The sequence below is a fragment of the Ensifer sp. GW821-FHT05G01 genome, from assembly GCF_059419585.1.
The window spans coordinates 117,123-142,600 of the sequence record NZ_JBWKSC010000016.1 but is presented as its reverse complement, the minus strand read 5'-3'; the positions used below and the strand labels follow the sequence as shown (position 1 = coordinate 142,600).

Annotated in this window: 27 protein-coding genes; 8 read left to right on the top strand and 19 right to left on the bottom strand. The window is 61.5% G+C overall.

Features of this window, described 5'->3' with window-relative positions:
- Positions 1 to 4: 4 nt before the first annotated feature.
- The 14 genes from AC07UR_RS30675 to AC07UR_RS30610 all read right to left on the bottom strand — a co-directional run bounded on the left by AC07UR_RS30675 (position 5) and on the right by AC07UR_RS30610 (position 13,766).
- On the bottom strand, positions 5 to 595 hold the full coding sequence (locus tag AC07UR_RS30675) for a P-loop NTPase family protein (RefSeq protein WP_209792887.1): 591 nt from the start codon (positions 593 to 595) through the stop codon (positions 5 to 7).
- An 88-nt stretch (positions 596 to 683) separates the two neighbouring features.
- Complete coding sequence (gene lipA / locus AC07UR_RS30670) at positions 684 to 1,655, bottom strand: lipoyl synthase (RefSeq protein ID WP_209792885.1); 972 nt, start codon at positions 1,653 to 1,655, stop codon at positions 684 to 686.
- 134 nt (positions 1,656 to 1,789) lie between these two features.
- Positions 1,790 to 2,041, bottom strand: a complete 252-nt coding sequence (locus AC07UR_RS30665; RefSeq protein ID WP_173419812.1) for a GlsB/YeaQ/YmgE family stress response membrane protein — start codon at positions 2,039 to 2,041, stop codon at positions 1,790 to 1,792.
- Between the two features lie 74 nt (positions 2,042 to 2,115).
- A complete protein-coding gene (lpdA, locus tag AC07UR_RS30660; RefSeq protein WP_209792884.1) occupies positions 2,116 to 3,561 on the bottom strand; it encodes a dihydrolipoyl dehydrogenase in 1,446 nt (481 codons plus the stop codon).
- 18 nt (positions 3,562 to 3,579) lie between these two features.
- Complete coding sequence (locus AC07UR_RS30655; protein ID WP_209792883.1) at positions 3,580 to 4,161, bottom strand: GNAT family N-acetyltransferase; 582 nt, start codon at positions 4,159 to 4,161, stop codon at positions 3,580 to 3,582.
- Between the two features lies 1 nt (position 4,162).
- On the bottom strand, positions 4,163 to 4,804 hold the full coding sequence (locus tag AC07UR_RS30650; protein WP_173419809.1) for an SGNH/GDSL hydrolase family protein: 642 nt from the start codon (positions 4,802 to 4,804) through the stop codon (positions 4,163 to 4,165).
- 66 nt (positions 4,805 to 4,870) lie between these two features.
- The gene (locus AC07UR_RS30645) at positions 4,871 to 6,214 is read right to left on the bottom strand and encodes a pyruvate dehydrogenase complex dihydrolipoamide acetyltransferase (protein ID WP_173419808.1); all 1,344 of its coding nucleotides are present in this window, start codon (positions 6,212 to 6,214) and stop codon (positions 4,871 to 4,873) included.
- A 15-nt stretch (positions 6,215 to 6,229) separates the two neighbouring features.
- Entirely contained in the window at positions 6,230 to 7,609 is a 1,380-nt protein-coding gene (locus AC07UR_RS30640; protein WP_209792882.1) for a pyruvate dehydrogenase complex E1 component subunit beta, read from the bottom strand.
- 17 nt (positions 7,610 to 7,626) lie between these two features.
- The gene (pdhA, locus tag AC07UR_RS30635; protein ID WP_173419806.1) at positions 7,627 to 8,673 is read right to left on the bottom strand and encodes a pyruvate dehydrogenase (acetyl-transferring) E1 component subunit alpha; all 1,047 of its coding nucleotides are present in this window, start codon (positions 8,671 to 8,673) and stop codon (positions 7,627 to 7,629) included.
- Between the two features lie 136 nt (positions 8,674 to 8,809).
- Positions 8,810 to 9,130 carry an FtsB family cell division protein gene (locus AC07UR_RS30630; RefSeq protein WP_173419805.1) on the bottom strand — a complete coding sequence of 107 codons (321 nt, stop codon included), beginning with the start codon at positions 9,128 to 9,130 and terminating at the stop codon, positions 8,810 to 8,812.
- Between the two features lie 142 nt (positions 9,131 to 9,272).
- Positions 9,273 to 10,547, bottom strand: coding sequence for a phosphopyruvate hydratase (gene eno / locus AC07UR_RS30625; RefSeq protein WP_173419804.1), 1,275 nt, complete (start codon positions 10,545 to 10,547; stop codon positions 9,273 to 9,275).
- A 130-nt stretch (positions 10,548 to 10,677) separates the two neighbouring features.
- Positions 10,678 to 11,520: a 3-deoxy-8-phosphooctulonate synthase gene (gene kdsA, locus AC07UR_RS30620; RefSeq protein ID WP_209792929.1), complete on the bottom strand. Its 843-nt coding sequence runs from the start codon at positions 11,518 to 11,520 to the stop codon at positions 10,678 to 10,680.
- Positions 11,520 to 12,410 (bottom strand): VOC family protein, encoded by an 891-nt coding sequence (locus AC07UR_RS30615; RefSeq protein WP_209792881.1) that lies wholly within the window; start codon positions 12,408 to 12,410, stop codon positions 11,520 to 11,522. The genes kdsA and AC07UR_RS30615 overlap by 1 nt, the downstream gene beginning before the upstream one ends.
- Positions 12,411 to 12,956: 546 nt before the next feature.
- Positions 12,957 to 13,766, bottom strand: coding sequence for a class I SAM-dependent methyltransferase (locus tag AC07UR_RS30610; RefSeq protein WP_209792880.1), 810 nt, complete (start codon positions 13,764 to 13,766; stop codon positions 12,957 to 12,959).
- Positions 13,767 to 14,304: 538 nt separating this feature from the next.
- On the opposite strand from AC07UR_RS30610, the gene AC07UR_RS30605 reads away from it, so the two are divergent.
- The 7 genes from AC07UR_RS30605 (at position 14,305) to AC07UR_RS30575 (ending at position 19,479) form a co-directional block, all read left to right on the top strand.
- A complete protein-coding gene (locus AC07UR_RS30605) occupies positions 14,305 to 14,952 on the top strand; it encodes a lysophospholipid acyltransferase family protein (RefSeq protein WP_209792878.1) in 648 nt (215 codons plus the stop codon).
- On the top strand, positions 14,949 to 15,899 hold the full coding sequence (locus AC07UR_RS30600) for a phosphatidate cytidylyltransferase (RefSeq protein ID WP_077498349.1): 951 nt from the start codon (positions 14,949 to 14,951) through the stop codon (positions 15,897 to 15,899). Before AC07UR_RS30605 ends, AC07UR_RS30600 begins: the two co-directional genes overlap by 4 nt.
- Positions 15,896 to 16,282, top strand: a complete 387-nt coding sequence (locus AC07UR_RS30595; protein ID WP_209792875.1) for a hypothetical protein — start codon at positions 15,896 to 15,898, stop codon at positions 16,280 to 16,282. The genes AC07UR_RS30600 and AC07UR_RS30595 overlap by 4 nt, the downstream gene beginning before the upstream one ends.
- A 3-nt stretch (positions 16,283 to 16,285) precedes the next feature.
- Positions 16,286 to 16,939: a CDP-alcohol phosphatidyltransferase family protein gene (locus AC07UR_RS30590; protein ID WP_209792873.1), complete on the top strand. Its 654-nt coding sequence runs from the start codon at positions 16,286 to 16,288 to the stop codon at positions 16,937 to 16,939.
- Between the two features lie 285 nt (positions 16,940 to 17,224).
- Complete coding sequence (locus AC07UR_RS30585; protein ID WP_234942061.1) at positions 17,225 to 18,418, top strand: DUF418 domain-containing protein; 1,194 nt, start codon at positions 17,225 to 17,227, stop codon at positions 18,416 to 18,418.
- 135 nt (positions 18,419 to 18,553) lie between these two features.
- Positions 18,554 to 18,823 (top strand): autorepressor SdpR family transcription factor, encoded by a 270-nt coding sequence (locus AC07UR_RS30580; RefSeq protein ID WP_209792869.1) that lies wholly within the window; start codon positions 18,554 to 18,556, stop codon positions 18,821 to 18,823.
- Positions 18,820 to 19,479, top strand: a complete 660-nt coding sequence (locus tag AC07UR_RS30575) for an SdpI family protein (RefSeq protein ID WP_209792867.1) — start codon at positions 18,820 to 18,822, stop codon at positions 19,477 to 19,479. The genes AC07UR_RS30580 and AC07UR_RS30575 overlap by 4 nt, the downstream gene beginning before the upstream one ends.
- A 78-nt stretch (positions 19,480 to 19,557) precedes the next feature.
- On the opposite strand, the gene pyrG is transcribed toward AC07UR_RS30575, so the two are convergent.
- From pyrG to AC07UR_RS30550, 5 genes are all read right to left on the bottom strand, one after another.
- The gene (pyrG, locus tag AC07UR_RS30570) at positions 19,558 to 21,195 is read right to left on the bottom strand and encodes a CTP synthase (protein WP_327795898.1); all 1,638 of its coding nucleotides are present in this window, start codon (positions 21,193 to 21,195) and stop codon (positions 19,558 to 19,560) included.
- 141 nt (positions 21,196 to 21,336) lie between these two features.
- Complete coding sequence (gene secG / locus AC07UR_RS30565; RefSeq protein WP_209792865.1) at positions 21,337 to 21,807, bottom strand: preprotein translocase subunit SecG; 471 nt, start codon at positions 21,805 to 21,807, stop codon at positions 21,337 to 21,339.
- 134 nt (positions 21,808 to 21,941) lie between these two features.
- Positions 21,942 to 22,712, bottom strand: a complete 771-nt coding sequence (gene tpiA / locus AC07UR_RS30560) for a triose-phosphate isomerase (RefSeq protein ID WP_209792863.1) — start codon at positions 22,710 to 22,712, stop codon at positions 21,942 to 21,944.
- Positions 22,713 to 22,841: 129 nt separating this feature from the next.
- Positions 22,842 to 24,161: a GNAT family N-acetyltransferase gene (locus tag AC07UR_RS30555; protein WP_209792861.1), complete on the bottom strand. Its 1,320-nt coding sequence runs from the start codon at positions 24,159 to 24,161 to the stop codon at positions 22,842 to 22,844.
- Positions 24,162 to 24,219: 58 nt separating this feature from the next.
- On the bottom strand, positions 24,220 to 24,711 hold the full coding sequence (locus AC07UR_RS30550; RefSeq protein ID WP_209792859.1) for a GNAT family N-acetyltransferase: 492 nt from the start codon (positions 24,709 to 24,711) through the stop codon (positions 24,220 to 24,222).
- Between the two features lie 154 nt (positions 24,712 to 24,865).
- Here AC07UR_RS30550 and AC07UR_RS30545 point away from each other — a divergent pair, with 154 nt between their 5' ends.
- Positions 24,866 to 25,477: a TetR family transcriptional regulator C-terminal domain-containing protein gene (locus tag AC07UR_RS30545; protein ID WP_209792856.1), complete on the top strand. Its 612-nt coding sequence runs from the start codon at positions 24,866 to 24,868 to the stop codon at positions 25,475 to 25,477.
- Position 25,478 lies beyond the last annotated feature (1 nt).

The following is a 25,478-nucleotide window of genomic DNA, read 5'->3' as shown; positions in this document are numbered from 1 at the left end:
GGAGTTAAGCGGGCAGACCGAGAAGATCAAGGAGCCCCTGCACCTGGCGACGCGATTTCAACTGCAGAACCGGCACGTCAGGGCCATGCTCTGCCAGGCCTGCGACAATCCGCGGCGAGAATTTCTGCTCGAAGGTCCAGATGAACTCGATGAATTCCCAGTCGACCTTCTCGATGCATCCCGGCGCCATCTCTGGACGGGTGCGCCCAAAGTACCTCAACCAGCGGCTGAGAACGCCCCAGATGCACCGAAGCCTCGGCATGCGCACCCAGATCACGACATCGCTCCGCGGCACGCGCAGATCGAAAGTAGAAGGACCTGTGCCATCCATGACCCAGCGCTCGGCGGCGATCCTCTCGACGATGCGCTGACGTTGCTCGGCCCGATCACGTTGCTGCCAGCCGGGCAGCCACAGGATGTCGCGATCGATCGAGATGTAGCTCAGGTCGAAATGTCGAGCGAGCTTCTGCGAAAGCGTCGACTTGCCGCCACCGGAGCATCCGACGACGAGGATGCGTCGAGCGTTGCGGATACAATCGGCACCCACGGCATCATCGACATAGTTCACCCCTGCCGGTTTTGACGGCTGGTCCATGGGAACTCCCGGCAAATACGGGAACAACGGTAAACAGCGAAACTCCGGCGCTGGGCCGGAGTTTTTGTTGTCTCGAAATACCTCGGCCTTACTCGGCCGCAGCCGCCAGCTTCTTTTCGCGAGCCGCGCGCAGGCGGGCGAAATCGTCGCCGGCGTGGTGCGATGAGCGGGTCAGCGGGCTGGAGGCGACCATGAGGAAGCCCTTGGTGTAGGCAACCGTCTCGTAGGACTTGAACTCCTCCGGCGTCACGAACTTCTCGACCTTGTGATGCTTGCGGGTCGGCTGCAGATACTGGCCGATGGTTATGAAATCGACGTCGGCGGTGCGCAGATCGTCCATCAACTGCAGCACTTCGTTTCGCTCTTCGCCGAGACCGACCATGATGCCCGACTTGGTGAACATCGTCGGATCGAGTTCCTTGACGCGCTGAAGCAGGCGGATTGAGTGGAAGTAGCGAGCGCCCGGACGGACAGTCAGATAGTTGCCCGGCACGGTTTCCATGTTGTGGTTGAAGACGTCGGGCTTGGCAGCGACCACGCGCTCCAGCGCACCGGGCTTCTTCAGGAAGTCAGGCGTCAGGATTTCGATCGTGGTCTGCGGCGAAGCGGCGCGGATCGCCCAGATCACCTTCTCGAAATGCTCGGCGCCACCGTCCGGCAGGTCATCGCGATCGACGGAGGTGATGACAACGTGGGAAAGGCCCATCTGCTTGACGGCCTTGGCGACATTCTCCGGTTCCGCCATGTCGAGCGCATTCGGCTTGCCTGTCGAGACATTGCAGAAGGCGCAGGCGCGAGTACAGATCTCGCCCATGATCATGAAGGTGGCGTGCTTCTTGTCCCAGCACTCACCGATGTTCGGGCAGCCGGCCTCTTCACAGACGGTGACCAGCTTGTGCGAGCGCACCAGTTCGCGCGTTTCCTGGTAGCCCTTCGAGGTCGGCGCCTTGACGCGGATCCACTCCGGCTTGCGCAGCATTTCGGTATCGGGCTTGTGGGCCTTTTCCGGGTGGCGGACGCGTTGCGCCCGTTCAGAGACGGCATCGAACACCGTTACCATACTGTCTTCCTCGTCGCGGCGGCTGCGGCTTCGTGCCGACAGACCCTTTTTCGATCTATATAGATGGCTCGACGGGAAATGTCAGGCCACCTTTTGCGCGATGGCCCGACCGCAAGCGCTCAAAGCGTCGCAGGCTATCGCTTGACAGCGCGGCCGACGGCAATCAGCAGGCAGGCGCCGATAAAGCCGGTGACCAGATAGGCAAGCCACCCGGCAAAGGCCATGCCGAAGGCCGCCAGAATGAAATTCAGCACCACCGCACCGATGATGCCGAGCGCAATGTTCATGAACAGCCCCATATCGCTGTTCATGAAACGCTCCGCGAGCCATCCGGCCAACCCGCCGATGATGATCGCAGCCAGAATGCCGACGCCGTTCAAGCTCATGGTGATCTCCGTTCATTGAGGACAAGTCCTCAATGCCGGATGGCGCCAAAAAGTTCCGGCCTCAGCCTTTTGGATTAGGCGTTCAGTGCACGTCCGTAAGCATCGAGCACGCTTTCCTTCATCGTCTCCGAGATCGTCGGATGCGGGAAGATCGTGTGCATCAGGTCTTCCTCCGTCGTTTCCAGGTTCATGGCAACGACGAAGCCCTGGATCAGTTCGGTCACCTCGGCGCCGACCATGTGGGCGCCCAGAAGCTCGCCGGTCTTCTTGTCGAAGATCGTCTTGACCATGCCCTGGTCTTCTCCCAGCGCAATCGCCTTGCCGTTGGCAACGAAGGGGAAGCGCCCGACGCGGATGTCGCGGCCTTCGGCCTTCGCCTTGGCTTCGGTGATGCCGACGGAGGCAACCTGCGGGTGGCAATAGGTGCAGCCCGGGATCTTCAGCTTGTCCATCGGATGGACGTTCGGCAGCCCGGCGATCTTCTCGACGCAGATGACCGCCTCATGCTCAGCCTTGTGCGCGAGCATCGGCGGGCCGGCAACGTCGCCGATTGCATAGACGCCGGGAACGTTGGTCTTGCCGTAGCCGTCGATGACGATGCAGCCGCGGTCGGTCTTGATCCCCAGCGCTTCGAGACCGAGATTCTCGATATTGCCCTGAACGCCAACGGCAGAAATCATCCGGTCCGCGGTGATCTTTTCGACCTTGCCGTCCTTCATCTCGACATGGGCGGTGATCGAATTGGCACCCTTCTCGACCTTCGTCACCTTGGCTTCGAGGTGGATCTTCATGCCCTGCTTCTCGAACCGCTTCTTGGCAATGCTCGAGATCTCGGCATCTTCGACCGGCATGACGTTCGGCATGACTTCGACAACGGTCACGTCGACGCCCATGGTGCGGTAGAACGAGGCAAATTCGATGCCGATCGCGCCCGAGCCCATGACCAGCAGCGACTTCGGCATTTCCTCAGGCTTCATCGCCTCGAAATAGGTCCAGATGAGCTTGCCGTCCGGCTCGATGCCCGGCAGCGCGCGCGGACGCGCACCGGTGGCGATGATGATGTGCTTGGCGGTGTAGGTGCCCTCGCCCTTGGTGTTCTTCGGCAACGGCGCCTGCGGCTGGACGGCCGGCTTCGTCGACTTGCCGACGACGATTTCGCCGGGCTTCGTCAGCTTGGCTTCGCCCCAGATGACATCGACCTTGTTCTTCTTCATCAGGAAGCCGACGCCGCCGTTCATGCGCTCGGCAATGCCGCGCGAGCGGGCAACGATCGCCTTCAGATCAGGTGTCACCGCACCCTCGATCTTGATGCCGTAGCTGCCTGGATGCTGGGCGTAGTGCAGCACTTCGGCCGAACGCAGCAGCGCCTTGGTCGGAATACAGCCCCAGTTGGAGCAGATGCCGGCCAGGTGCTCGCGCTCGACGACCGCGGTCTTGAGACCCAACTGTGCCGCACGAATGGCGGCGATATAGCCGCCCGGACCCGAACCGATGACGATGACGTCGTAATTCTCAGCCATGTGTTTCCTGCCTTTGTCTCAAGCGACCTTGCGGGTGAAGAGCACCCAGTCGTGTTTTCTGCTGCCTTCGAAGAGCGGTACGGCCTCAGCGCGAGCCGCCTCCTTAAAGCCGTTTTTCCTGTAGAGCGCCTGCGCCGCGTCATTGTGGCTTTCGGTGATCAGGCTCACCGGCGCCGAGCCGGCGCGTGCAATTTCATGTGCAAGCAATCTGCGTCCGATGCCGCGGCCGCGCCGATGGCGGTATACACCGAGGCTATCGATGAACCAGTGACCAACCACCTGCCGCTGCAATGCCAGCAAAGGTTCGATCACCGCATGCCTTGCTTCGGTTTCGACTGCGGATACGTCGATGCCGTAGCCGATCGATACGCCCGCGATCTCATCCTCGACATCGGCAACAACAGCGTCGCGCCAGTGTCCCGGCCCAACATCCTCGCGCAGCTTGTTGCGCCCGCGCTCGAACGCCGTATCGGCCGCCCCATTGAGAACGGCGCCGGACCAGAGCCAGGCGGCAAAGCCATGCGAGGCGATGTCAACGAGAACCGCGAGTTCCGCCGCCTCTTTTCGTTCCGCCGGTCTGATCGTGACGTCACCCGTCATCTCAAACCCCGAGCATCATCCGGACGACCGGCTCGAGGCCACGGCCGATCGCGCGGGTGTTTTCAGAATCGAGATGCACGCCGTCGAGCGGTGTCGTCCTCGCAACCGATCCCGCATCGAAGAAGCCGCAATCGAGTTCATCGGCCAGATCACGGTAGAGCGGCGCCAGCATGCCCGACTGCTCGATGCCGCCGGCGAACATCGCACCGAAGGCGGCATTGGCCGTTTCGCAAAGCTGCGGCGGCGAGACAATCAGAATATCCGGTCCGCCCTCGCTCTCCACCGGCCAGTCGTGCCGGCGCACCAGATTGACGAGGCGCTCGATGCCCTTCACGGCGCCGAAGGCTGTTCCGTGAATGATCGGCTTCATGTCGTTGGCGCCGAGCAGAAAGATGATCAGATCAAGCGGCGCATGGCTGTGGAGAATGGTCGGCAGCACCTTGGCGCCATTGCGATCGCAATCGGCGAGGTGATCGTCATAGGCGGTCGTACGGCCGTTCAGCCCTTCGGCAATGATCTGGACGTCCGAGCCCAGGGCTGTCTGCAAGACGCTCGGCCAGCGATCGGCAAGCGCATGGCGGCCGCCATCCGTGGCATCGTAGCCCCAGGTCAGACTATCACCGTAGCAGAGAACTGTTTTCATCGTCCGAGCCCGCCTTCGACTGCGCGAAAAGGAACGGACCGGCCCGAAGGCCGGTCCTTATCCACCTCAGACCAGCATGCCCATCGGGTTTTCGATGTAGCGCTTGAAGGCTCCGAGCAGCTCGGCGCCGAGCGCGCCATCGACGCAGCGATGGTCGGTCGACAGCGTGACGGTCATGACATTGGCGATGACCATCTGCTTGTTCTTGACGACGACGCGCTCCTCGCCGGCACCGACCGCGAGGATCGTGGCGTGTGGCGGGTTGACGACGGCGGCGAAGTTCTTGACGCCCATCATGCCCATGTTGGAGACCGCAGTGGTGCCGCCCTGATATTCCTCGGGCTTCAGCTTGCGGTCCTTGGCGCGCTTGCCGAGGTCTTTCATCTCGTTGGAGATGGCCGACAGGCTCTTCAGCTCTGCCTGGCGGACGATCGGCGTGATCAGGCCGCCCGGAATGGACACGGCAACGCCGACATCGGCGTGCTTGTGCTTGACCATGTTGCTGTCGGTCCAGGACACGTTGGCATCCGGAACGTCGCGCAGGGCCAGGGCCAGAGCCTTGATCACCATATCGTTGACCGAGAGCTTGTAGACCGGCTTGCCGTCCTTTTCAGGGGATGCAGCGTTGAGCTGGGCGCGGAGCGCCAGAAGCGCGTCGAGTTCGCAATCGACCGAAACGTAGAAGTGCGGGATCGTCTGCTTGGATTCGACGAGGCGCTTGGCGATCGTCTTGCGCATGCCGTCATGCGGCACGAGCTCGTAGGAACCGGGCTCGAACAGCTTGAGGACGGCGTCTTCCGACATGCCCTTGGCAAGCGGCGCTGCAGCAGGAGCTGCTGCACCAGCTGCTGGCGCAGCTACCGGCTTGGCACCGCCACCGGCAACAGCCGTTTCGACGTCCTTCTTGATGACGCGGCCATGCGGGCCGGTGCCTGCGATTGCCGAGAGATCGATGCCGGCGTCCTTGGCGAGGCGACGGGCGAGCGGCGAGGAGAAGACGCGGGCGCCGGTGTCGGCCTTTGCCGCCTGCGGTGCTGCCGCCACGGCTTGAGCTGCGGCAGGTGCCGGAGCACTGGCGGCTGCAGGTGCTGCCACTGCCTCTTCCTTCTTTTCGGCCGGGGCAGATGCTGCACCATTGCCGCCCTTGGCGGCCGCGGCGACATCTTCGCCGTCGGCGGCCAGAACTGCGATCAGTGCATTGACCTTCACGCCTTCGGTGCCGGCGGGAACGACGAGCTTGGCAACGGTGCCTTCGTCGACAGCCTCGACTTCCATCGTCGCCTTGTCGGTCTCGATCTCGGCGATCACGTCGCCGGACTTGACCTTATCGCCTTCCTTGACCAGCCACTTGGCCAGATTGCCTTCTTCCATCGTCGGGGAGAGGGCAGGCATTGTGATGTTGATAGGCATCGAAGGGCCCTCCCCTTATTTGTAGCAAACGGCTTTCACCGCATCGACGACTTCTGCGACGTTCGGAAGCGCGAGCTTCTCGAGGTTCGCGGCGTAAGGCATCGGCACATCCTTGCCGGCGATCGTCAGGATCGGGGCATCGAGATAGTCGAAGGCCTGCTGCATGACACGGGTCGCGATCTCGGTGCCGACGGAAGACTGCGGGTAGCCTTCTTCGACGGTGACCAGACGGCCGGTCTTCTTGACCGATTCGATCACCGTCGGCAGATCCATCGGACGAATGGTGCGAAGGTCGATCAGCTCGACGTCGATGCCCAGCGCTTCAAGCTCGGCAACTGCCTTGACCGCATAGGTCATGCCGATGCCGAAGGAAACGATGGTGGCATCCTTGCCGACCTTGTGGATTCGCGCCTTGCCGATCGGCAGGACGAAATCGTCAAGCTTCGGCACTTCGAAGGTCTGACCGTAGAGGATTTCGTTTTCGAGGAAGATGACCGGGTTCGGATCGCGGATCGCCGCCTTCAGCAGGCCCTTGGCGTCGGCTGCCGTGTAGGGCATGACGACCTTGAGGCCCGGGATGTGGCTGTACCAGGCGGCATAGCACTGCGAGTGCTGGGCTGCGACACGGGCCGCAGCACCGCTCGGGCCTCGGAACACAATCGGCGCGCCCATCTGGCCACCGGACATGTAAAGCGTCTTGGCAGCGGAGTTGATGATCTGGTCGATCGCCTGCATGGCGAAGTTGAAGGTCATGAACTCGACGATCGGACGCAGGCCAGTCATGGCAGCACCGACACCGACGCCGGCGAAGCCGTGCTCGGTGATCGGCGTATCGATGACGCGACGGGCGCCGAATTCCTGCAGCAGCCCCTGCGTGATCTTGTAGGCGCCCTGGTACTCGGCAACTTCCTCACCCATGATGAAGACGTCGTCGCTCAAGCGCATTTCTTCGGCCATGGCGTCGCGCAGAGCTTCGCGCACGGTCATCGTCACCATTTCGGTGCCGGCCGGGATCGCCGGGTCGGCAGCAACTTCGACCTTCGGCTGGGCGGCAACCGGTGCCGGCGCAGATGCGGCGGCGGCAGGTGCTTCGCTTGCGGCAGCGGCCTTCGGCGCTTCCGCCTTCGGTGCGGCAATTTCGCCAGCGCCTTCGCCGTCCTGCAGCAGGACCGCGATCGGCGTGTTGACCTTGACGCCTTCGGTGCCGGCAGCAATCAACAGCTTGCCGATCGTGCCTTCGTCGACGGCTTCCACTTCCATGGTGGCCTTGTCAGTCTCGATCTCGGCAATGACGTCGCCGGAGGAGACCTTATCTCCTTCGTTCTTCAGCCATTTCGAGAGCGTGCCTTCCTCCATCGTCGGGGAAAGGGCGGGCATGAGAATTTCTACTGGCATGTTTGAGCCTCCCCGGATCAAAGCAGGATATCGGTGTAGAGCTCGGATACATCCGGCTCGGGATCAGCCTGGGCAAAATCGGCGCTGTCGGCGACGATATCGCGGACGTCCTTGTCGATCTGCTTCAGCTCGTCCTCGCTCGCCCAGCCCTTCTCAGCCAGACGCGCCTTCACCTGCTCGATCGGATCGTGCTCCGACCGCATCTTCTGCACTTCGTCCTTGGAGCGGTACTTCGCCGGGTCGGACATGGAGTGACCGCGGTAACGATAGGTCTGCATTTCCAGGATGATCGGGCCCTTGCCGGAACGGCAATACTCGACTGCCTCGTCGCCCGCAGCCTTGACGGCGCGAACGTCCATGGCATCGACCTGGAAACCAGGAATACCGAAGGAAACACCGCGCTTGGAGAAATCGGTCTGCGCCGAGGCGCGGGTGACCGAGGTACCCATGGCGTAACGGTTGTTTTCGATCACGTAGATCACCGGGAGCTTCCACAGCTGCGCCATGTTGAAGCTCTCGTAGACCTGGCCCTGGTTGGCCGCGCCGTCGCCGAAGTAGGCGACGCTGACATTGTCATTGCCGCGGTAGCGGTTGGCAAACGCCAGACCGGTGCCGAGCGACACCTGGGCGCCAACGATACCGTGACCGCCGTAAAAATGCTTTTCCTTGGAGAACATGTGCATCGAGCCACCCTTCCCCTTGGAAAGACCGCTGCGACGACCCGTCAGTTCGGCCATGACGCCACGGGCGCTCATGCCGCAGGCCAGCATGTGGCCATGGTCACGATAGGCGGTGATGACCTGATCGCCGTCTTTCAAAGCCATCTGCATGCCGACGACGACAGCTTCCTGGCCGATATAGAGGTGACAGAAGCCGCCGATAAAGCCCATGCCATAGAGCTGGCCGGCCTTCTCCTCGAAACGCCGGATCAGCAGCATTTCGCGGTAGGCTTTCAGTTCGTCTTCTTTGGTGAATTCGGCGATATTGCCGCCGCTCAAGTCCTTCTTGGCCGGCTTTGCTGCGGTCTTACGGCTGGAGACGGACGCGTTTTTTCGCGGAGCCATTCATTCCTCCCAATGGTTAGCCTTTGAGAGTTACCATAGGGAAAGAAAAGCGCCACAGCAATGCCATATTTGCATGGCTCGCATTCCGCGCAAGATGTTGAATTAAAACAAGAAATATCAATTAACCGAATTTCGGTTAATTCGTCATGCGGTGGAAAATAACGATTTCGTCGCTCCGCGACATGTTGAGCGCGAGGCGAGCTTTCTCATCCAGCATGTCGCGCTCCAGCGAACCGTCGCTCATCAGCTGGACCTCTTTTTCGAGAGTCGTACGCTGCTTTGTGAGCTCGTCCAGCCGTGCCTGCCGCTCAACGATCTGGCGATCGAATTGTTCCGTCGCCTTCAAGCCGTAGCCGCCATGAATGGAATGATAGCCGAAATAGGAGAGAAAGGCGACCGCGATCAGCGGCAGCACCAGCCGGCCCAGTTTCCGTTTCTTATGATGCCGTGTCCACATCCCGTCACACCCTGATACGCATTACGGAATAGAGACTAGCGGGCATTGATTAACCGACCGTTGACCATGAATGGCCGGATAAAGCAAAACCCGCCCACGGAGGCCGTGAGCGGGTCAAAATTTCAACGATCGATCGAGGCTATCAGCCGCGCAGGATCGAGCGGCCTGCGTACTTGGCCTGCAGGCCGAGCTGCTCTTCGATGCGGATCAGCTGGTTGTACTTTGCGAGCCGGTCGGAACGGGCAAGCGAACCGGTCTTGATCTGGCCGCAGTTGGTGGCAACCGCGAGGTCGGCGATCGTCGCGTCTTCGGTCTCGCCCGACCGGTGCGACATGACGGCGGTGTAGCGCGCCTTGTGCGCCGTCTCGACCGCGTCGAGCGTTTCCGACAGCGAACCGATCTGGTTGACCTTGACGAGGATCGAGTTGGCGACGCCCATCTTGATGCCGTCGCGCAGGCGCGCGGAATTGGTGACGAACAGGTCGTCGCCGACGAGCTGGCACTTGTTGCCGATGAGATCGGTCACGGCCTTCCAGCCATCCCAGTCGTCTTCCGCCATGCCGTCTTCAATCGAGAAGATCGGGTACTTGGCAGCGAGTTCGGCCAGGTACTCGGCCATGGCGCCCGGCTCCAGCGTACGGCCTTCGCCTTCGAGAACGTACTTGCCGTCCTTGAAGAATTCGGTCGCAGCGCAATCGAGCGCGATGAACATGTCTTCGCCCGGCTTGTAGCCGGCCTTTTCGATCGACTTCATGATGAAGTCGAGTGCCGCCGGAGCGGAAGCGAGGCCCGGCGCGAAACCACCTTCGTCACCGACATTGGTGTTGTGGCCTTCGGCAGAGAGCTGCTTCTTCAGCGTGTGGAAGACTTCCGAACCCATGCGGACCGCATCGCGCATCGTATCGGCACCGACAGGAACGATCATGAATTCCTGGAAGTCGATCGGGTTATCAGCATGGGCGCCACCGTTGATGATGTTCATCATCGGTACCGGAAGCACGTGCGCGTTCGGGCCGCCGACGTAACGGTAGAGCGGCAGACCGGAGGCTTCTGCAGCGGCCTTGGCGACAGCCATCGAAACGCCGAGGATGGCGTTGGCGCCGAGGCGCGACTTGTTGGCCGTGCCGTCAAGCTCGATCATGGTCTTGTCGATCTGGATCTGGTTTTCGGCATCGAGGCCGCCGATCGCTTCGAAGATCTCGCCGTTGACGGCGTCGACAGCGCGCTCGACGCCCTTGCCGAGGTAACGCGTTCCACCGTCACGCAGCTCGACAGCCTCATGCGCACCGGTCGAAGCGCCCGACGGGACTGCCGCCCGGCCGAAGCTTCCGTCTTCCAGGTAGACGTCGACCTCGACGGTCGGGTTGCCGCGGCTGTCCAGAATTTCTCGGCCGATGATGTCGATGATTGCAGTCATGATCTCTTCCCTACTTGAGGACGGTGGTGGGGTCGGGCCTGTCATAAGCGAAGGCCCGGGAATTTCAATGGCGCGCAAGATGTAAAAACAACCGCGCCACCGGGGTTCATGAAAATTTCACGAGGCTGTCTCAGCCCTTGGCAACGGCATCGAAGGCCAACAGCTTTTCGAGCAGCCGCGGCATGTCCTTCAAGTGCACCATATTGGGGCCATCGGACGGAGCGTTGTCAGGATCCTCGTGGGTTTCGACAAACAGGCCGGCAATGCCGACGGCAACGGCCGCCCGCGAAAGCGTCTCGACAAACTCGCGCTGGCCACCGGTCGAACCACCCTGCCCACCGGGCTGCTGCACCGAGTGCGTGGCGTCAAAAACGACGGGTGCGCCGAGCGAAGCCATGATCGGAAGCGAGCGCATGTCGGACACCAGCGTGTTGTAACCGAAGGACGCGCCGCGTTCGCACAGGAGAATGTTGGGGTTGCCACTTTCCGTGAACTTGGCAAGCACGTTCTTCATGTCCCAAGGCGCCAGGAACTGGCCCTTCTTGACGTTGATGGTGCGGCCGGTCTTGGCGGCTGCCACCAAAAGATCGGTCTGGCGCGAGAGGAAGGCCGGGATCTGCAGGATGTCGACGGTCTTGGCGACGAGCCCGCACTGCTCCTCGGTGTGGACGTCAGTCAGCACCGGGAAGCCGAACTCCTTCTTGAGGTCGGCAAAGACTTCCATCGCCGTGTCGAGGCCAATGCCGCGCTTGCCCGAAAGCGACGTGCGGTTGGCCTTGTCGAAGGACGACTTGTAGACGAGGCCGATGTCGAGCGACTTGCAGAGTTCGACAAGTTTTCCGGCCATCATGAAGGCGTGTTCGCGGCTTTCCATCTGACAGGGGCCGGCGATCAGCGACAGCCGCTCCTTCTGCGAGAAGGCGACCTGCTTTGAACCCTCACCGACAACTACTCTGGCATTCGTTTCCATTATCAAGCTCCAAACGCGAAGATCACCCCTTGCCCCGGCATTTCGGGAACAATGAGGCGTCCGCCCATTTCTGAAAATTCGATATCGTTGCGCGCAAAGTGCGCGCGCGTCACCTCGAGGTCGGCGACACGGAAGACCACGGCCCGGCCACGCAGGCCGCGCTCGGCGCTGCGAACGGAACGGCCGAAGAAAGCTTCCATGCCGGCGGCGCTCAGCACCGAGATCTTGGCGTTCGTCGTCTCGATGTCCATGCCGAAAGAATGCGCTTCGACTTCACGCTCATCGACTGCCTCTTGCAGGAGGTACTGGAAATCGGTCGGGTTCGTCTCCGATAGCACGACCTCGGAAATCCCGAGCACGCCGTTGTCGTGCCGCTCCAGCGCACCGCGCTCGCTCGGAAGCGCGCGCACACGCTGACAGCTGAACAGGAAGAAATCCGGCGAGCGCAGGTCTGCGGCAAAAGCCAGCCGGAACGAGCCCAGCCCTTCCCGGCCGTCGGGAAGCCGCATCGGCCGCGAAAACTCCAGCATGTCGCCGCCCGAGATACCATGGGCGCGGAACCGCATGTGGTCAGAGGCTGCGTCCTCGGTGCCGAGCACGATCGCCGACAGCCCCTGCGGCCCCTGACGGAAACGGAATGCCTGGTCGCGGGCGACGAAGGCGTTGCCGTCCAGGGCGGCGGCTTCGCATTCCTCGCGCGAAGCGACGGCAAGCGGCTCGAGATAGGTGCTGTCGGAAAAGAAGACGCAGGCGTTTTCGGTGCCGAAGGGATGGCGTGCATCCTCGGCCACGGTGAAGCCGAGATCATTGAGCCGTCGCCGCGCCTGTTCAAGTGCGTCCACCGGCAGCACGAGATGATCGAGCGGGCGGGTGGTGCGCTTGGAGAGGCTCATGGCGGTTTCCCTGATGGTTTGCCGCTGTTTGCAACTTTTGCCCGGCGAATGCAAGCCGGCTGCCGGCCATGGCGCCGATTGGCCGCCTTGACCCAGACATCCTCAACAAACACAACCCGTCCGCGCCGGGCACCGCCCGCCGCGGTTTTACGGCTGCCAGCAGGCGCCGAACTGCCTCGGCGTCAATAGTAGCCTGGAGCCGCCGTGGCATTGCCCGTACTCGAGGCTCCGAGTCCGGGGGCGGATGTTTGCGGCTGCGCGTAGGTCGTATTGCTCGACGACGTCGTGGCACAGCCCGACAGCCCCAGCAGGGCAATCGTCAGAGGCACAAACAACAAAGCTATGTAGCGCATATGCATTGACCCTTTCCGGTTTCGCTGGAGAACAGAAAAGAATGAATCCGATGATTTGGCGAGTACGTAACAGTAACACGACGTAACATGGGATTACGAGCGGCGTTGGGAACCGCAGCGTCGCGTCGGGTGCTGCGGTTGTCCTCGTTACCTCTGTGTTTACGACCCGAACAGCGGGGTCGGCTCAAGCGCGCTAAAGACCAAGATCGCTCTTGATGGCGCAGGTGGCGATAAAGGTCGGCATGAACCTGTCAATCAGGAAGCGCGGCACCGGTTGCCGATCCTCGTGGAAGCCAGCCAGCACGAAACCGGCCCGGAGTTGGCCATCGATCTGCTCAGCCAGGCTGTGCCCAAACACCAGTGCGTCGCCCCTTTCGATCTTTGACCGCACCAGGTCGGGGGAGACATGCTCGGCCTCGACAAAGGGAAGCGCGTAGGCCGGTCGGATGAGCCCCTGCTCGGCATGGCTCGGGTCGCGGTCGCCGATAAAGACGACCGGATTGTAAAAGCTTGCCAGCAGCCGACCGCCCGTCTTCAGCACCCGGTGGCATTCGCGCCAGACCGGCTGGACATCCGGCACATAGAGGTTCGATATCGGATGGAAGACGATATCGAAGGCACCATCGGCAAAGACCGAGAGGTCGCGCATGTCGCCCTGGACGGCCTTCAGCGCCAGACCTTCGCGCTGCGCCACCAGCCGGTCCTGATCGAGTTGGCGTTCCGAAATATCGAAGACGGTGACCTCGGCACCGGCCGCCGCCAGAATAGGTGCCTGCTGACCGCCGGCCGATGCCAGGCACAGGATCTTCAGGCCGCTGATGTCGGGCAGCCAGCCTTTCGGGAGGTCACCGGGCGTCAGCCGCGCTTGCCATTGCCCGTTGCGGGCGGCAGCGATCAGTTCCGGCGTCACCGGTCTTGACCATTCGCGTTGCTCGCTTGCCTGGCGGTCCCAGGCCTGGCGGTTGTGATCGATGATATCGAGCTTATTCGTTGTGTCTTGCATAATCGGTCCTTGGAAACATGTCCAAACATGACCGCTCACGGGGAATGGAATTTGCAGGCAAAGGTGCCTTTGCGTCTGTCCGTTGTGCGGGTCGAGCAATGCCATCGTCCATCCCCTTCGCGAGCGAAGTTGAGGCGAATTCGGTTTTCACCGGGCATTACTGGCGCATTGGACGACGCTCCTCTTATTGACCCTCGGAAATTAGCGCCGGAGTTGCAAGCGGTCAACGCTGGATAGAAGCCGTCCTTGAGGCAAAGACTGCGGTGAGACGTCGCATCTTTTCTGGGTGCGCGTAAAAACCTTACGGAGATCGAAGAATTCGCGGCGCCCAAACGTCATCATCTCAGCAGCGACTGGGGCCGCTTGTGAAGCGGACGCAATCGCGTAAAGTCGGCAAATGCAGCCTGAGGTTACGACAGGCCTGCCATTTTGAGGGCCACCATTTGATCAATGCATTGCACAGCGTGAGACGCATCCGGGCACGAGGGGCGAAGCGCCCTTCAACAACGGCATCTCTTGCGGGTGAGATCGAAGCAGCATGATTCGCGATTTTCTTGCCAAGCTCGCTTCAGTCGCCATCATGATGTTTGCACGTGCGCTGACCGCTGCCAGGGCACTCTGGCACGAAACCGGCCTGCCTCCGAGGCAAAGCGTCTATTTCGCCAATCACTCAAGCCATGGCGATTTCATTCTGATCTGGGCCGTGTTGCCGCCGTGGCTTCGCCAACGCGCCCGCCCTGTCGCCGGCGCCGAATACTGGCTGAAGTCAAAGCTGACATCCTTTATCGGCCGCGACGTCTTCAATGCCGTTCTGATCGAGCGCGATCCCGCCGCTCGCACCAGCGACCCGGTCGAGCAGATGGCAACCGCACTCGACGAAGGCGCCTCGCTGATCGTCTTTCCCGAAGGCACGCGCAACCAGACAGACGCCAAGCTGCTGCCGTTCAAGAGCGGGCTCTATCACCTCGCGCGCAAGCGGCCGGACGTGGCGCTGGTCCCGGTGTGGATCAACAATCTCAACCGGGTGATGCCGAAGGGCGAGTTCGTTCCGATCCCGCTGATCTGCACGATCAACTTCGGCGAACCGCTCAAAGTCGAAGCTGACGAGAGCAAGGAAGACTTCATCGCCAGGGCACAAGGCGCACTGCTGTCCCTCGCCCCGACCCAGACGGACAACGACGCATGAGCACGACGACTTCCGACATGGTCACCCTGCTGCTCGGCGTCGGCGGCATCCTGCTGTTCGCCTCGTCGGTCGGTTACGTTCTGCAGCGCAAGCTGTCGCCGGATGGCTCCAATGGCGCGATCGAGAACCTCAACGCCCGCATTAAGGCGTGGTGGGCAATGGTCTTCCTCATCGCCATCGCCTTCATCGCCGGACGTGTCGGGGTGCTTCTGCTTTTCGCCTTCTGCTCGTTTGCAGCGCTGCGCGAATTCATCACGCTAATCAACACAAGGCGGGCCGATCACTGGGCGATCGCTGCGGCCTTCTTCCTTGCATTGCCGATCAACTACTATCTGCTTTGGGCCGAAGAGTACGGCATCTATGCGATCTTCATTCCCGTCTATGCCTTCCTGCTGATGCCGATCATCGCGGTGTTGCGAGGCGACACGCAAAACTTCCTGCTGCGGATTTCGGAAGTTCAATGGGCACTGATGATCTGCGTCTTCTGCGCCTCGCATGTGCCGGCGCTTTTGACGCTGCAGATCCCCGGTTACGAAGGGCGCAACGTGCTCCTGATCGCCTTCCTGGTGATCGTCGTGCAATCGAGCGACGTGCTGCAATATGTCTGGGGCAAACTCTTCGGGCGCACCAAGATCGCGCCGAAACTCTCTCCGTCGAAAACAGTGGAGGGGTTTGTCGGCGGCGTTGCGAGCGCCACGCTGCTCGGCGCCTCGCTCTGGTGGATCACGCCATTCACACCGCTTCAGGCAGGCGTGATGTCTCTCATCATCACATTGATGGGCTTTTTCGGCGGACTGGTGATGTCGGCGATCAAGCGGGACCGTGGCGTAAAGGACTGGGGCCATCTGATCGAAGGGCATGGCGGCCTGATCGACCGTCTGGATTCCGTGGTGTTTTCGGCACCGATCTTCTTCCATCTGACGCGATACTGGTGGTCGCTGACATGAACAGCCATCTGCGCGCCCTTGCTCGCAGCAGCGTCGTCCACGTGCTTTTTGCCTTTGTGGCCATGGGCGGATGGGCGCTGTTTGCCAACAGGCTTCACCCGATGCCGCGGCCGCTCGTTGCCGGCATTGTGCAGGGCGCGCTTTCAGCGGCGCTGACGCTTTGCCTGAAGTCGACGATCGACACGCTGTCGCTTCGTTTCCGCGGCATCACACGGTTGTGGATGCCGCCGCTTCTGGCCTGCCTTGCCTCGACGAGCATTCTCGTTGCAATCCACGCGGCAACCGGAACCCCGGAAATCCTGAAGACCATTGCCGTACCGCTCATGGTCTCGACCAGCTATGCGGTTGCCTACAACTATTCGATCAGCCGCGGGGGAACTTGAACCATGACAGACACCGGTGACCGAAGGCCGCTCGCGAGCCGCAATACCCGCTGGGCGCAGACGATCGCTCGGCGGCTCGCAGCGATGGCGATCACGCCCAACCAGATATCGCAGGCGAGCATGGCGGCCGCGGCGCTGGCAGGCCTTGCCTTCTGGCTGACGAGCGAGACCCAGGACGGACTTCGCTCGCTTCTCTTCATGGCGGCGGCTCTGTTCTGCCAGTTGCGTCTGCTCTGCAATCTGTTTGACGGCATGGTTGCCGTCGAGGGTGGCAAGGGGGCACCGGATGGTCCCTTCTGGAACGAATTTCCCGACCGGGTCGCCGACCTCTTCATTCTCGTCGGTGCCGGCTACGGCATCGGCCTGCCAGCACTCGGCTTTGCCGCAGGCGCGTTCGCCGTGCTCACTGCCTATGTCCGCGAACTCGGACGCGCCAATGGTGCGCCGAGCGACTTTTCCGGCCCGATGGCAAAACAGCACCGCATGGCGGCAATCACGCTCGCGGCCGTGGTTTCCGCTTTTGAGGGGCTGTGGCTTGGCGATGGCGAAGTGTTGCTCGCCGCACTTGTCATTGTCGCACTCGGCGCGGCGCTCACGGCGCTGCGTCGCGCCCGGCGCCAGACCGTCTGGCTGAGGACCAACGCCACACGTAAATAGTCGCGTCAGCCGGACTGCAATCTCCAAAACCGATCCCTTGACCACCCTCGCCCATACCGGCCCGGTGAGAGCCTTGACGTTACCGTCGCTAATTATTAGATAGATTACTCTATTTATTAAATAACGCAACCTGACCACCGTTGAACGGCTGACGCGGCGCACTACCGAGATGGATGATTGAAGCGGCTAAATCGGCCATGCAATCGCCCGATCCGTTCTCCGATACATGTTTTGAATCAGTTGGATCCGGTGGGAGCCATAGCGCCTGCCGAAACGGAGATGACCATGACCACCCAAGACCGCATAGACGGGGTCGATGCACTGCGCGGGTTCGCGTTGCTCGGCATCCTGCTTGTCAACAGCATGGCGTTCGCTTCGGCATTTTACGGCCTCGAACTGCCGGATCCGTCGTACGATACCGGCCTCGACCGCGCCGTGCACCTTATCGTCGCGCTGTTCTTCGAGATGAAGTTCTACCTGCTCTTCTCCTTCCTCTTCGGCTACAGCTTCACGCTGCAGATGCGCTCCGCCGAAAAAGCCGGCGATGCCTTTGTGCCGCGCCTCCTGCGGCGCCAAGTGGGGCTCTGGCTGATCGGGCTGGCGCATGGGGTGCTTTTGTTTCACGGCGACATCCTGACGACCTACGCCGTTCTCGGCATCGCGCTGATGATGCTGCGGACACGAAGCGATGCCACCCTCTGGCGTCTCGCTCGCTTTCTGGTGATCGGCACGGCTCTCGCATGGTTCGCTCTTGGCGTCGTCGCCGTCCTGGAACCTCCTTCGCTTGACCGGGATGCAATCGTCGCCGCGGCCGCAGCGACGGAAGCGGCCTTCCGAGGCAATTGGCAATCGATCATCGGACAGCACCTGACGGAACTGTCGTCAGTCTGGGTGATCCTTGGTCTGTTGCAGGCGCCATCGGCGCTCGCCATGTTCCTCGTCGGCCTGATTGCCGGGCGCCGGCAGATCCTGTCTCGCCCGCAGGAAAACCGCGGCCTGCTCCGGCGGCTCGTTCGGCTCGGCCTCTTCGTCGGCCTGCCCGGCGCCGTCGTTTATGCCTATACCGGCGTCGAGATGAGCGATACGCCGCTGGCGATCATCGGGCTTGCCATTGGGCTCCTGACAGCACCGTTGCTGACGGGAGCCTATGTCGGCGCCATGGTGCTGCTCCTTGACAGTGCCGGCGGCCGATGGCTGCGCGATCTGCTTGCACCGGCTGGCCGCACCGCGCTTTCGAATTATCTGCTGCAGTCGCTCATCTGCGCCCTCATCTTCCATGGCTACGGCCTCGGCTTGATCGGCCATGTCTCGCCGCTCGAAACCGTATTGATTGCCCTTATCATCTACGCCGCACAGCTCGTTCTCAGCGGCTGGTGGATGCGGCGCTTCGCCTATGGTCCACTGGAGTGGCTGTTGCGCTTCATCACCATCTGGCGCATCCCGCAATGGCGCAAGCTCGCAAGCGCCGATCAGCAATAGCCCCCGGCTTCAGGCGCAATCTCCATGCACCCGGCGCGTTTCGCGACGTGTGTTTTGCTGTTCAGCGCGATTCGTTCTTCGCGTTGACTCTAATTAGATAATTATCTAACTATTGAGTTACAACGGAACATGAACATGCGGATCAACACCGTCTTCGAAGCGCTTTCACACCCGGTACGGCGACAAATTCTGACCCTGCTGAAAACCGGTCCGATGAGCGCCGGCGAGCTCGCCGGTCATTTCGATCTAACCAAGCCGACGCTTTCGGTGCACTTCAACAAGCTGCGCGATGCCGAACTGGTCGCGGTGGAACGCCGGGGCACCAGCCTCATCTATCATCTCAACATGTCCATCCTGGAAGAAGCCTTGAGCGGACTTCTGGGCAAGAAGGATCAAACGCCATGACCTCTGTGCTGCGTTCTCCGCTGGTGCTGCCCTTGGCCGCCGCGCTCGTCGCCACGACGATCGCCGGCTATCTCATGATACCGTCCGCCACCGAGCTTCCGATCCATTGGGGTATCGACGGCAAGCCGGATGCGTTCTGGCCGCGCGACCGGGCGCTGCTGACGGCTCCGGTCGGCGCAACGGTCGTTCTGGCTTTGATGGCCTTTACCGAGCGCTTCGCACCCGGACGACAGGCCGGCCGCCATGTCGTTGCCGCGGCTTCGACCGGCATCCTTGCACTCTTCATGGCAATCCAAACCGTCATCGTGCTCATAGGTCTCGGGTTCGATATATCGATGGTCAACGTCATCGCATTCGCGATGGGCCTGCTTTCCGTCGTCATCGGCAACGTGATGCCGAAATCGCAACCCAACAGCATTGCCGGCCTCCGCCTGCCATGGACCCTCGCCGACCCGGAAAACTGGGTGGCGACGCATCGCCTCACCGGCCGCTTGATGCTGGTATCCGGCAGCCTGCTGATGCTGGCCGCATTGGCCCTGAACGCAGGACCGCTGCTCGCGCCGGTAACGATTGCAGCCTTCATGCTGCCGTTCGCCGTCGGCGGCCTGTACAGCTACATCTTCTCACGGCGGCAAGGACATCAGTCACGCCGGTGACGATGCAGCACAGGACGCTGAAACGACGACGGCCGGTCACAAGGGACCGGCCGTCATTTTCAGAACCGCGATCGCGGATCAAACCAGGCGCGACTGTTCCAGCGCGGCTTCAACGAAGCTCGCGAACAGAGGGTGCGGATCGAGCGGACGCGATTTCAGCTCCGGATGGTACTGTACGCCGATGAACCACGGGTGATCAGGGTACTCGACGGTCTCGGGCAGGATGCCATCAGGCGACATGCCGGAGAAGACCAGGCCACAGGATTCGAGCTGCGGCTTGTAGTCGACGTTGACCTCGTAACGGTGGCGATGACGCTCCGAGATGTCGGTCGTGCCGTAGATGTCGGCAATCTTCGTGCCACCCTTCAGCGACGCGCGATAAGCGCCAAGGCGCATGGTGCCGCCGAGATCGCCGGAAGCGGAACGCTTCTGGAGTTCGTTGCCCTTCACCCATTCGGTCATCAGGCCGACGACCGGCTCCTTGGTGGGGCCGAACTCGGTCGAGGACGCCTTGTCGATACCGGCGAGATTGCGCGCCGCTTCGACAACCGCCATCTGCATGCCGAAGCAGATGCCGAAATACGGCACCTTGCGTTCGCGGGCGAAACGCGCCGCGTTGATCTTGCCCTCGGAGCCACGCTCGCCGAAGCCGCCGGGAACCAGGATGCCGTGCACTTTTTCAAGATACGGCGCCGGGTCTTCCTTTTCGAAGACTTCCGACTCGATCCACTCGAGCTTGACCTTGACCCGGTTGGCAATGCCACCGTGATAGAGCGCTTCGGTCAGCGACTTGTAGGCATCTTTCAGGCCGGTGTACTTGCCGACGATCGCAATCGTGACTTCGCCTTCCGGCGTACGGATACGATCGGCAACCTCTTCCCACGCTGCCATGCGCGGCTTCGGTGCCGGCTCGATGCCGAAGGCGGCAAGCACTTCGTTGTCGAGACCTTCCTTGTGGTAGGCGATCGGCACGTCGTAGATCGAGGCAACATCGAGCGCCTGGATAACCGCCGAATGCCGGACGTTGCAGAACAGCGACAGCTTGCGGCGTTCGGCTTCGGGGATTTCGCGGTCGGCGCGAACCAGCAGGATGTCGGGATGAATGCCGAGCGCCTGCAACTCCTTTACCGAATGCTGCGTCGGCTTGGTCTTCAGTTCGCCCGCCGCCGGGATATAGGGCATCAGCGTCAGGTGCACATAGACGGCCGTGCCACGCGGCAGATCATTGCCGAGCTGGCGGATCGCTTCCATGAACGGCATCGCTTCGATGTCGCCGACGGTGCCGCCGATCTCGCACAGCACGAAATCATAGTCGTCGTTGCCTTCGGTAACGAAATTCTTGATCTCGTTGGTAACGTGCGGGATCACCTGAACGGTTGCGCCGAGATAGTCGCCGCGGCGTTCCTTGTCGATGATGTTTTTGTAGATCCGGCCAGTGGTGATGTTGTCGGTCTTCGTCGCCGAACGCCCCGTGAAGCGTTCATAGTGGCCGAGATCCAAATCGGTCTCGGCACCGTCGTCGGTGACGAACACCTCGCCGTGCTGGGTCGGGCTCATGGTGCCCGGATCGACGTTGAGGTAGGGGTCGAGCTTGCGCAGTCTCACCCGGTAGCCACGCGCCTGCAGCAATGCTCCAAGAGCAGCCGCAGCTATGCCTTTTCCGAGGGAGGAAACCACGCCGCCAGTGATGAATACATATCGCGCCATGGGAGTCACCGGATACCTTTTAACAAACGATTCCGCCACCGAAAAATTCGTCTATCCGAATTTTTCCGTCTTCGAAGGGAATCTGATTTTCACACAAAACAAAACCGGCGGATGGTGCCATCCGCCGGCGGGTTCTTCTAATTTGCGACCTTATTGGCCGCTGGGAACTTGCGATCCCGTATTGCCGTTGGCGCCGGCTGCCGGCGTCTGCGTTGTTGTCGCACCGCCGGCCGGAGCCTCGCCTGTCGTGGCGGGAGCCGGTGCAGTAGCGCCGTTGCCGGTCGCCGGCTGCTGCGTTGCGCCACCGGCCGGAGCCTGGGTGTTGCCGCCGCCAAGCGAATCGAGCACGCCGCCACCCGAGCTGGTGCCCGGAATACGGTCAAGGATGTCGGTCGCCTGCGGCTCGTAACGGGCAAGGATGCCCATCGCCAGGGCCAGAACGAAAAACAGCGCGGCAAGGATCGCCGTGGTGCGGGTCAGCGCATTGGCCGTGCCGCGTGCGGACATGAAGCCCGAGCCGCCACCGATGCCGAGGCCACCGCCTTCAGAACGCTGAATGAGAACGACGCCGATCAGGGCAACGACGACCATGAGATAGATGACGAGTAGTACGGTCTGCATCAGCTTCCAGTCCTGCCCTTTGGGCAAACGAATCAAATCTTGCGCGGACACGGGGTTTCCCGGGCGCAATTTTCGCGCCTCTTTATACCAACCTGTCCGCTATTCCAACCCCCTGCCCGATTTGTGCCGGACAATCAGGCCGTCAAATCTTCATAAGCCCGGTAAATGGCGAGGAAGTCTTCGGCTTTCAAGCTCGCACCACCGATCAGTGCCCCATCGACATTGGCAACGCCCATCAGCTCGCGGGCATTGGACGGCTTGACCGAACCGCCATAGAGGATGCGCATCTTGGCACCGGCGTCGGCGAAGCGCGACACCAGTTCGTTGCGCATGAAGGCATGCGCCTCCTCGACGTCGGCAGTTGTCGGCGTCAGGCCCGTACCGATCGCCCAGACCGGCTCGTAGGCGATAACTGTGTTTTCCGCCGTGGCGGTATCGGGCAGGCTTTCGGCGAGCTGACGCTTGAGCACGTCGAGCGTCTTGCCCGCCTTGCGCTCGTCACCTGTTTCGCCGATGCAGACAATGGCGATGAGCTCGGCAGCGTGTGCAGCGTCGGTCTTTTTGCGCACCAGCCCGTCCTGTTCGGCATGGTCGGTGCGGCGCTCGGAATGGCCGACGATCACATGGGTACCGAAGCAATCGGCGATCATCTCGGCCGAGATGTCACCGGTGTGTGCGCCGGACTGCTTCTGATGGCAATCCTGAGCTCCGATCATCAGAGGACTGTCGTCGCACAGCGCCGTCGCCACATAGAGCAACGTCGCGGGCGGGCAGATCAGCGTCTCGACCTTACCTGACAGATCGCCCTTGACCCCTTCGGCCATCGCCTTGATCTGATCGAGCGAGGCGCGCGTTCCGTTCATCTTCCAGTTTCCGGCGACGAGCGGGCGGATGTCAGGCGTCATGAAATTTCCTCCGGGTCAGGTACGTTTCTCCGGAAAGCGGCCTAGCAAATGCCACCGGCAAAGGAAAGCATGCGGCACGCAATATTCCCGACAGGGCCAAAACGAGTGGCCCTGTCGGTCGTTTGTTGCTCAGGAAGGGCGAGCCATGTGGATCACAGCAAAAGGCAACCCTTCATCATCCGTCTCTTGCCGGCTGGTCTCGACAAAACCGCGACGGCGATAGAATTCAACGGCACTGGCATTATCGGCATAGACGCCGACATCGAGATGCCCGAGCCTCGCTGCCGCGTGCTCGATCAGCCCGCGGCCGATGCCGGCACCATGGATTTCCGGATCCACAAACAGCCCGCCGATAAATCTGTCGATCAGGCCGATGAAGCCGGCCGGACGCCCGTCCACTTCCGCAACCCAATTATCCGCCATCGGCAGGTAGGTGTCGCGAACCATCCCGAGCTGGGCGAGCAGGCGCTCTTCGCCAAGGAAAGGGTGCCCGACGCGCGAGGCGGAGAGCCAGATATCGACCAGCCTGTCACGATCCTCTGCGCGGTAGGGTCGGATGTTTGCCTCGGACCGCTTCCCTGCCGAAACCTGCGTTGTCGCGTCTGGTTTCGCCGCCGCAATCGCATACATCAGCGGAACGCTGGGCATGGTTTCGGGTGGCAGCATCCGCCCGCCACCACTGTCGCGCATCGCCTCGAAGCCGACCCAGCCGTTGGCATAGGGATATTCCTTCAGGCATTCGACCTTGAGACCGGCGTTGATCAGCGCCTGGACGACGTCGGCGATGCCCCAATTGAACTCGAATGAGGGGTGGGGGTTGCGGAAATCCACCACCCCCTGCTCGTAGCCATCCGGTGCCAGACCCGTCCCGGAAGCTGCGACGTAATCGCCAACGCCCGCTTCGGAGATCGGCTCTCGCGGTGCATAGTCATAACGTGGCGTCCACGTTTCATCGAAGACCATCGCAAACGGATGAAACTCGATGAAGGCGAACCGGCCGCCGGGTTTCAGCACCGAAGCGATACCTCGAGCCCACGGCCCGAGGTCGGATAACCAGCATATGGTGCCATAGGACGCAAAGACGCGATCGAACACAGCGCCGCGTGCTCGAGCGCCTTCGAACCAGTGGAAAAGGTCGGCGCGCTCGAAAGTCGCCGCAATGCCGCTTTCGCTCGAAAGCCGTGTGGCAAATGCGATGGCTTCGTCGGAAATGTCGACGCCAGTGACGTTGGCACCCAGGCGGGCAAGGCTCAAACTGTCCTGGCCGGAGTTGCATTGCAGATGCAAGAGATCGAGGCCGGCCAAGTCGCCGAGCAATTCGATCTCTTCGGGATAGAGCGTCGAGCCGCCGTTGCGGAAGAACGCGCCTTGATCACCCTTGTGGCTGTTGTGCGCGGCGGTTGCCGCGTTCCATGAGAGGCGATTGGCCTCGTGCAGGTCGTTTTGCATGTCTCTCTCGTAAATATTCCAGGCGACGCCTGGTCGAGCGCCGCCAATGATGTCTCGTTCAGGCCGCAAATTTCAGCACGGCCTCCGGCTCTTCGCCGTAGCTGTCACCTGTTCGAACAAAGCCCAGTCCCTTGTAGAAGCCTTCCGGGCTTGCCTCGCCCAGGCCGTAGCTGGTGTAAAGCTCGCGGATCCCGCGCGCCTTGAGGTCGCGCACTACAAGGTCGATCGCCTTCTTGCCGATGCCCTTGCCCTGAAAAGGTCGGGCGATCATGAAGCGCCAGAGGTAGACGCCGGGGCAATCGATGCCATCGTCCCAATCCGATCCCTGGTGCAGCATGACGAAACCGACAAGCGTTTCCTCGGCGTAGATTGCGCGAAACCAGGCACTCTCGGAGAAATGTGCTTCGGCAATCGACGTGCCGTTGTCGGCCACCATGTTGCGCTGTTCTTCGCTCAGCGTTTCGCTGAGTTCGCAGACGTCGCAGACAGTCAGTGCCGAGATACGGCGGAAGGTAATTTCGGCATCGGACGGCAATGCATGTTCGCTCATGAGCGTTTCCTGAAAATCAATGGATGAAAACGAAGACCAGACCAAAAAGGCCGGCCGCGGTTTTAGATCGTCCGCCAACGATTTGAGCCAACGCTCAAATTGGACATATGATCAAATCTGCGCTATGTCAACCGGATACAACCGGAGACTGAATATGGTGTACATGACCCGCCTCGCCCGGCGTGAGGCGATCATCGCGGCGGCCATTGCCGTCATGCTGAAGGACGGCTTTGACGGGATGACGACACGGCGGGTAGCCGCCGAAATGGGAGCGGCAAACGGCATCATCCACCATCACTTCAAGACCGCAAGCGAACTCAAATGTGCGGCCTTCCAGCATTACGAGGCTGCGGCCCGGGCCGAATTCGTAAAGATGAGGCCGACGCTCGCAGCGACGTCGGCACTCAAGCTCTTCGTCAGCGACCACACGGACAACGCGCGCGAGAACGGCATGCGCTTCTGGGCGGAGGCATGGAGGGCGGCCCAGGCCGACATCGCGTTGGCAGAGGCTTACGCTGAGGCCGTTTCCTGTTGGCATCGCCTTCTCTGTGACATCATCGCGGATGGCATTGCAGCCGGTGAATTCCGCATAGGCGCCGTGTCGGAAACGATCGCGTGGCGGATCCTCGGTCTCGGTATTGGCCTTTCCAGCATGGCGGTGCTGCCGGTGCCCCTGCTGTCGCCGCCAGCCGTCCGCAATCTCATGATGCAGACCGTGACCGACGACCTCGGCATCGCGCTTCAGGAGATGACCGGGGCACCCTGAC

Coding starts and splice junctions, on each gene's coding strand:
- AC07UR_RS30675 (WP_209792887.1), bottom strand. CDS start 595: ATGGACCAGCCGTCAAAACCGGCAGGGGTGAACTATGTCGATGATGCC.
- lipA (WP_209792885.1), bottom strand. CDS start 1,655: ATGGTAACGGTGTTCGATGCCGTCTCTGAACGGGCGCAACGCGTCCGC.
- AC07UR_RS30665 (WP_173419812.1), bottom strand. CDS start 2,041: ATGAGCTTGAACGGCGTCGGCATTCTGGCTGCGATCATCATCGGCGGG.
- lpdA (WP_209792884.1), bottom strand. CDS start 3,561: ATGGCTGAGAATTACGACGTCATCGTCATCGGTTCGGGTCCGGGCGGC.
- AC07UR_RS30655 (WP_209792883.1), bottom strand. CDS start 4,161: ATGACGGGTGACGTCACGATCAGACCGGCGGAACGAAAAGAGGCGGCG.
- AC07UR_RS30650 (WP_173419809.1), bottom strand. CDS start 4,804: ATGAAAACAGTTCTCTGCTACGGTGATAGTCTGACCTGGGGCTACGAT.
- AC07UR_RS30645 (WP_173419808.1), bottom strand. CDS start 6,214: ATGCCTATCAACATCACAATGCCTGCCCTCTCCCCGACGATGGAAGAA.
- AC07UR_RS30640 (WP_209792882.1), bottom strand. CDS start 7,609: ATGCCAGTAGAAATTCTCATGCCCGCCCTTTCCCCGACGATGGAGGAA.
- pdhA (WP_173419806.1), bottom strand. CDS start 8,673: ATGGCTCCGCGAAAAAACGCGTCCGTCTCCAGCCGTAAGACCGCAGCA.
- AC07UR_RS30630 (WP_173419805.1), bottom strand. CDS start 9,130: ATGTGGACACGGCATCATAAGAAACGGAAACTGGGCCGGCTGGTGCTG.
- eno (WP_173419804.1), bottom strand. CDS start 10,547: ATGACTGCAATCATCGACATCATCGGCCGAGAAATTCTGGACAGCCGC.
- AC07UR_RS30615 (WP_209792881.1), bottom strand. CDS start 12,410: ATGAGCCTCTCCAAGCGCACCACCCGCCCGCTCGATCATCTCGTGCTG.
- AC07UR_RS30610 (WP_209792880.1), bottom strand. CDS start 13,766: ATGCAAGACACAACGAATAAGCTCGATATCATCGATCACAACCGCCAG.
- AC07UR_RS30605 (WP_209792878.1), top strand. CDS start 14,305: ATGATTCGCGATTTTCTTGCCAAGCTCGCTTCAGTCGCCATCATGATG.
- AC07UR_RS30600 (WP_077498349.1), top strand. CDS start 14,949: ATGAGCACGACGACTTCCGACATGGTCACCCTGCTGCTCGGCGTCGGC.
- AC07UR_RS30595 (WP_209792875.1), top strand. CDS start 15,896: ATGAACAGCCATCTGCGCGCCCTTGCTCGCAGCAGCGTCGTCCACGTG.
- AC07UR_RS30590 (WP_209792873.1), top strand. CDS start 16,286: ATGACAGACACCGGTGACCGAAGGCCGCTCGCGAGCCGCAATACCCGC.
- AC07UR_RS30585 (WP_234942061.1), top strand. CDS start 17,225: ATGACCACCCAAGACCGCATAGACGGGGTCGATGCACTGCGCGGGTTC.
- AC07UR_RS30580 (WP_209792869.1), top strand. CDS start 18,554: ATGCGGATCAACACCGTCTTCGAAGCGCTTTCACACCCGGTACGGCGA.
- AC07UR_RS30575 (WP_209792867.1), top strand. CDS start 18,820: ATGACCTCTGTGCTGCGTTCTCCGCTGGTGCTGCCCTTGGCCGCCGCG.
- secG (WP_209792865.1), bottom strand. CDS start 21,807: ATGCAGACCGTACTACTCGTCATCTATCTCATGGTCGTCGTTGCCCTG.
- tpiA (WP_209792863.1), bottom strand. CDS start 22,712: ATGACGCCTGACATCCGCCCGCTCGTCGCCGGAAACTGGAAGATGAAC.
- AC07UR_RS30555 (WP_209792861.1), bottom strand. CDS start 24,161: ATGCAAAACGACCTGCACGAGGCCAATCGCCTCTCATGGAACGCGGCA.
- AC07UR_RS30550 (WP_209792859.1), bottom strand. CDS start 24,711: ATGAGCGAACATGCATTGCCGTCCGATGCCGAAATTACCTTCCGCCGT.
- AC07UR_RS30545 (WP_209792856.1), top strand. CDS start 24,866: ATGGTGTACATGACCCGCCTCGCCCGGCGTGAGGCGATCATCGCGGCG.